Here is a 6,181-nt window from a genome sequence, read left to right on the forward strand (position 1 = left end):
AAAGTCCTACGCAGAAGTTCGGTGAATCCACGCTTACCCTCGCTAACAAGCAATGCCCTCCCTACAGGCGTCAGGACCACGACGACTGCTAGCCGAAGTCGATCAGACTCCCTTATCACCAGCGCCCGAGCCTCGGCGACCTCGGGACAGGTCATCAAGGAACGTTCAATGGCGCTAAGCGAGACGCGTTTTTCCTCTATCTTGACGATGCGATCAGTTCGACCCTTGAGTTCGAAGCAGCCATCCGCATGTAGCGCGGCTAGATCACTGGTAAGCCAGGGTTTGTCATCAGCCAAGTTGGGTGAGCAAACTTCCAGTAGACCGTCGACGATATCAATGTCAACACCAGCAAATGGAGTCCAGCGGTCACCATGATAGGCACGTTGTCGCCAGCCAATACCGCCCGTCTCTGAACTGCCATAGACCTCGACGGGCGACTGACCCAACAAACGCCAGGCCTCTTGCGAGGCATCGGCGGGCAATGGCCCGCCTGAAGAAAAAAGGGCTCGCAAATTCCGGCGCGCGGGTGCCCAGTCCAAGTGAACCGGTAAACGGCGCAAATGGGCGGGGCTGGTGACGAGTGCGCAAGGACCATCGGTCAATGAGGCCAGCATAGTCTCCGGGTAGTCAATCCGCCGCGAGCAGATAGTACGTCCGGATGCGAGCGGCCACAACACTAAAAACAACAGACCATAGATATGCTGATGAGACACCGTCGCATGGATACGGAGACCGGTTTCCCTCAGCAACGCACCGAACGTCGCCTCTAGGGTGTAGACCTCGGCCTCCAACTGCCCCAGGGTCTTTTCAATCAACAGCGGTTCACCTGTCGACCCCGACGTGTAAACCACCAATCGGTGATTTTTCAGGTCGAGGCGGCGTAGCACCCAGTCCATACTCTGCGTTGCGTTCCTCGGTCGGAGTGCGCCCGGCAATGAACCAATAAAGCCATCCACCGTCCCGCACAGCCGGGACAAGGTACCGGCTTGTGAATCGCCAGGCAACACCAATATTTTGTCAGCCTGCCACGCACCCAAAAGGGCGGTGGCAAATTCATATGCGTCGTCGGTGAAAAGCGCCCAGCGTTGACCTGGCTGGGCTGCCAGCGCCTTAGCCCAGCTGCACACATCGGACTGAAAGTCAGCCTGGGTCTTACCAACGTTATCAACCTGTGCCACCAGCGCGTGCCGGTTATCAGCACGCAACACCACTTCGGTCAAGGAGCTCCAATTAACCATGGGCAGCATCCAACGCATCGCGGTACCTGACGCGCCGGCGCATCAACCATTCCGCTGAAAACAGCAATCCCATCAGACCGTAGGCCAACAAACCGTTGTAAAGGGCCCAGACAGCATCGCTAGCCCAAAGGGCCGTGGCAGCGGCCAGGCTTGCATTGATCACGAAAAAGCCACACCATACTTGTGTCACTTTACGGGTATAGGGTATTGCAGTGGCCGGCAGTTCCGGTTCAGTCAGGCGCGCCAAGCTCTCAATCACGGGTGGGCCGCTGATAAGGCTCAAACCAAACACAGCCAGCAATACCAGATTGACCAGTACTGGGTACAGTTTAAGTGGCATCCAGCTTTGGCTAAGTGTGCTCCCAAGTGCCAACGTCATCGCCCCTAAGGCCACAGCCACCCATACCCATCCACGCGAGGTCAGTGCCCGCAGCACAGCCATTGCGACTAAGGACACAGCTACCCAGTGCAGGTTGCGGCTTTCCATACCTAGGTAGACTACAGCAGGGTATGCCAGTGTTGCCGCCGCCAAGACGATGCCGAAGATGCGTGACCACATGACCAATCAGACAGCAGGCGCGTCGTGCATCAAATTGTGCATTGCATCGACCACGTCCTGCACAGTCCGCACAGATTTGAACGCATCGGGCTGCAAGCGCTTGCCCACCATTGGCCTGAGACGAACGATCAGATCCACGGCGTCAATGCTGTCAATGTCGAGATCTTCGTAGAGTCGGGCCTGCGGTGTGATGCGGGATATTTCTATTTCAAAGGTTTCCTGCAGAATCCTGATAATTGTTGCGTAGATATCGTCCTTGGTCATTGTGTGTACCCTTGAGCGCGGAATAGGTTTGTAAAGAAGTTATACCTTGCGAAATACAGCCACAAAGGCGGCTAGCGATCGGATGCTGTGGAAGTGACGGCGCGCCTCGTCATTATCGCCTGACAGGGTTACGCCGTAGCGCTTTTGCAGCGCCAGTCCGAGCTCCAGCGCATCAATGGAATCCAGGCCCAGGCCTTCGACGAAAAGCGGAGCGTCAGGGTCAATGTCGTCCGGTGTGATGTCCTCCAGCGCGAGAGAGGTAATGATGATGTCCTTGATGTCTTGTTCAAGCTGCTGCACGGCGAGTCTCCATAGAGAAATGTTGGGTCAGATGTTCGTTCAGGCGGCGGGTGGCTAGCGCCTCGTTACCGGTATCTTGGATGAAGTTGGCCACGGCAATGTCAGGTTCGAATTCCAGAAGGAAATGTGGTCGGCTCTGTGGCATGTGATACCAGCGTTGGTCCTTACCCAAAACCGCAGGACTGACAATGATGCGCACCGGGGTGATATCGCGGCCGCTTCGCACTGCCACATTGGCTGCGCCGCGTTGCAGGTGCCGTGGACCGACGTTGGGTGTGCGGGTGCCCTCAGGGAAGATGATCAAGTTGCTCCCAGAATTCAGTGAGTCTATACAGTCTTGCATAAGACCAACGCCAGAATCGTTGAAGATAAAATCTGCTGCCGTCACGGGGCCCCAAGTGAAGGGGTTGCGCGCCAGTGAGGCCTTCACGACGCAGTTGGCGTTGCCAACCATCGACATCAGGATAACCACATCAATCAGCGAGGGGTGATTGGCCACAATCAGCTGGCCCCGGCGTCGCAATCGGTTTCGACCTTTGACTTGGTATGTCATCACACCCAAGCCTCGCATAAGGCCGACGAAGCACTTGAACAGACCCTGGATAACCAAGCGTGCCACACGCGAACGAGTCAAGGAATTGCGCACCAACATTCTGAGCATGGGAAAGAGCACGAGACCAAGAAGCAAGCTGCCGAGGGCGAATACCATGAAGCAAAAACCGGTGGCGAAAATCCGCCAGACGCGCATCAATCCCTCACACATGGTGCGTCAACTCCCATTGTTGAAGGCCGACCTGTCGCCGGAAAGACGATCCAGGCATCAGGCTACACCGCAGCAGACCCAAGCCGAAAGGCAAGCTCGGGAAGTGTTCAATTGCGGCAGTGGTTGACGGCCAACGCAGCGTCATGCTCCCTTCATCTCCTTGAGGTAAGGCGATCTGCCAAGCCCAGGCATAGGGCGCGGTGGGCTCGTCATGAAAGCGAGCGTAGTCACCCGGTAGCGGCGCGTCGTAGCAGACGAGGGTCACGTTCGGCGCGCCATCGGTCAGCAGGCCGAACGCCTCGACCAACCCTGCAGCAGAACTGGCCGCGCCGCCCGCAATGGACAGGTAATTGGCCCTGTCGCCTCGGGCAATCGAGTAAGTTGCGCCGATTGCGTTATGCACAGACAAGCCAAAACCGGTGGGTGACACTGCACCATCTTGGGCCATAGCATTCAGGAGTTCCAATGAGCGGACCGCGTCACCATATCGTGATGCAAAAATTACCGGCCTACCCGTTTCGTCAGCCTGACACCAATACGCCACTCGCACTGCCATGCGGCCCAGTTGGTTGAGGCGGCGGCGAGCCATCGCGGGCATTTCACGCACCTCGGGTGCTTCATCGCCAGTTGGTTGCCATGGCGCATGCGCCCACTCCTGCCAATCGTCGGCGTGTTGCAGGCCGGGCGAGAATGCAGCCCAACTCGTGATGACAAAGCGGAATTCCATGTTTGGTGGGTTCTAATCCAGTTGACTTTCAAAATGCTCAACATGAGAATGCATGCTGGATAAGATAGATGTTTTCGATTAGTCTCAGTCAGTAAATCACTGGGGATCGCAGATATAAGAATCTGAGCGCACTCCTATGGAGTGCGTTCGAGTTTGTGACGCACTCTGTCGAGGAGGTCATAGACCCAGTGTTCATAGAACGGATGGATCATGGTCTGGGAATCGATCTTGATTTAAAGTGGACCCCATTGTCAAGACAATTTTTCAGTGAATTTAAGCTGGTCCCGTTTTCATCGCAACTGCATGGCGTTGCCCCGGTTTTTTTGACTTGGTTTTCGGACTTCCTTTCTTCAATTTCAAATGGCTGTTGGACAAGCGAAGCGCGTCAGACCGAAGGCGACCCCCTGCTTATCCCTCAAGTAGTTCGGCATTGACGTCTGCGTTCAGGGGCTTCGGTATTGCTGTGCTCTCCTTTGTGACGGCCGTTTTTTCTGAATATTTATCGATGATCAGTGCGCCACCGCCGTTGCCACTGGCGTACACCGCATCGGGCGTTTGGTACTGCAAAGCTTGGTGTGGGCGCTCGCTGTTGTAGAGCACAAAGTATTCGCCCAGGCCCAGCAGCAGTTCATACACGGTGACGTAGCCTTTGAGGTACACATCCTCGTGCTTGACGTTGCGCCATAACCGTTCAACAAAAATGTTGTCAAAAGCCCGGCCACGCCCATCCATGCTGATGGTGATGCCTTCGCGCTGGAGCACCCCAATGAAGTCGGCGCTGGTGAACTGCGAGCCTTGGTCGCTGTTGAAGATGTCAGGCTTGCCGAAGTTGCGCAGCGCCTCTTCCAGGCATTCCACGCAAAAGCTGGCATCCATGCTGTTACTGATGCGCCAACTCAACACTTTGCGGCTGTACCAGTCCATCACTGCCACCAGATAGACAAAGCCCTTGGTCAGACGGATGTAGGTGATGTCGGTGCTCCAGACCTGGTTGGGTCGGGTGACCTCAAGGCCACGCAGCAGGTAGGGGTAGACCGGGTGCTGTGGGTGCGCCCTGCTGGTGTTGGGGCCTGGGGCCATGCCTTGCAGGCCCATGGCTTGCATCAGGCGTTGGACGCACTTGCGGTTGACCCGGCGCCCGATTTCGCTGTACAGACGTTCGGGTGCGCTTTGGGCATCGACAGGTTTGGGACCGCGCTTGCCTTCAAACAGCGTTTTGGCTTGTTCCTGGATGGTTTTCTTCCACTGGCCAACCTGGATTGGGTGGACGTCAAATTCCTGGCCAATTTGGTTGATGGTCTTGCCGCTGCGCAGCGCTTCCAAGGCGACTTTGGCTTTGTACTCTGGCGTGTGCACTTTGCGTTTCTTGGTTTCACTCATGATCTGGGATTTCCTGGATTCGAGACCATCTTAAATTTTTGTCTTAAATCCGGGGGCCACTTTAATATATGTACTTTCGGGCCGGCTAACGAACAATTGGCGCTGCTTGCGCTCTGCTATGGCCTCTTGCGATTCGTTGCCACTTGAAGTGCCCGAAATCTGACCGGGATACCTAGCAGCACGTTGTTTCATGTTATCGCTGCTCTTGAACAGTACCGAGTATTTTTCAGCATCGTATCGGATCGTAACGACGATCGTGTGCTTGTTGTTCTTGACATAAGTGCCTTCCAACGAGCTTTCGTCTGATGGCAACATCTTCCACCCACCCTCGTAGCCGGCGGCCAGGAATGCATTCTTGATGTCTGAACTGGATAAAGTGGCGGTGGTCGCGATCGTTATCGGGATGTTCTCGAAACTAACGATGGGCACTAATGTACGTTGCGCGTGGGCACCAAAACCAACAACTGAAAGCAAGCAAAAAAGTACGATGTGCAGAATTCTCATGTGATCTCCCAATATTCTTAGATGCGTGAAGCTAGCTAGTTCAAACGCACTCATACGATGATAACCGCTAAGCCTTACCGAAGTCAGGGTTGGCGACGGCCGTGTCAAAGCGCGAGTTCACAATTTTGAGGACCACTTTGACTTCCACGAAATCGTCCGAAAACGGCTCGTTATAACTTCCGTCACAGTCCGCAATGGGCCCCCTTGCGGTTCGCCACGAACTGCTTCTTTGCGGTGTTGAACTGGAGCGCCGGAAAGCCGACTGTGGTGAGCACCCGCTATGGGTCTTTATGCATAGCTATACATAAGGGTCTGAATCGGTCGCACATCAATTGACACCCGCGTCGTTCGTTTCGTGGCATCGCAAGATAGCAGAACGCCGTACTCTTCTTGAGAGTGTTAGCATCGCCAATCAACCAGACGACAGTACAAAATGGGCAGAATCG

Annotated in this window: 8 protein-coding genes; all 8 read right to left on the reverse strand. The window is 55.2% G+C overall.

All coding sequences use genetic code 11. From position 1 onward, the window contains the following. The coding region (locus tag IBX54_RS11535) for an AMP-binding protein (RefSeq protein ID WP_296542807.1) at positions 1 to 1,211 on the reverse strand (1,211 nt) is incomplete at its 3' end. Positions 1,212 to 1,230: 19 nt separating this feature from the next. Next, a complete protein-coding gene (locus tag IBX54_RS11540; protein WP_296542800.1) occupies positions 1,231 to 1,797 on the reverse strand; it encodes a hypothetical protein in 567 nt (188 codons plus the stop codon). Positions 1,798 to 1,803: 6 nt separating this feature from the next. Next, on the reverse strand, positions 1,804 to 2,061 hold the full coding sequence (locus IBX54_RS11545; RefSeq protein ID WP_296542801.1) for an acyl carrier protein: 258 nt from the start codon (positions 2,059 to 2,061) through the stop codon (positions 1,804 to 1,806). Between the two features lie 39 nt (positions 2,062 to 2,100). After that, entirely contained in the window at positions 2,101 to 2,361 is a 261-nt protein-coding gene (locus IBX54_RS11550) for a phosphopantetheine-binding protein (protein ID WP_296542802.1), read from the reverse strand. After that, positions 2,348 to 3,124 carry a 1-acyl-sn-glycerol-3-phosphate acyltransferase gene (locus IBX54_RS11555; protein WP_296542803.1) on the reverse strand — a complete coding sequence of 259 codons (777 nt, stop codon included), beginning with the start codon at positions 3,122 to 3,124 and terminating at the stop codon, positions 2,348 to 2,350. Before IBX54_RS11555 ends, IBX54_RS11550 begins: the two co-directional genes overlap by 14 nt. Beyond that, entirely contained in the window at positions 3,117 to 3,851 is a 735-nt protein-coding gene (locus tag IBX54_RS11560; protein WP_296542804.1) for a beta-ketoacyl synthase chain length factor, read from the reverse strand. The genes IBX54_RS11555 and IBX54_RS11560 overlap by 8 nt, the downstream gene beginning before the upstream one ends. A 408-nt stretch (positions 3,852 to 4,259) precedes the next feature. Beyond that, the gene (locus IBX54_RS11565) at positions 4,260 to 5,231 is read right to left on the reverse strand and encodes an IS3 family transposase (RefSeq protein ID WP_296542805.1); all 972 of its coding nucleotides are present in this window, start codon (positions 5,229 to 5,231) and stop codon (positions 4,260 to 4,262) included. Between the two features lie 30 nt (positions 5,232 to 5,261). Then, a complete protein-coding gene (locus tag IBX54_RS11570; RefSeq protein ID WP_296542806.1) occupies positions 5,262 to 5,735 on the reverse strand; it encodes a hypothetical protein in 474 nt (157 codons plus the stop codon). Positions 5,736 to 6,181: the final 446 nt, after the last annotated feature.

Source organism: Rhodoferax sp., assembly GCF_014859475.1.
Lineage (GTDB): Bacteria > Pseudomonadota > Gammaproteobacteria > Burkholderiales > Burkholderiaceae_C > Rhodoferax.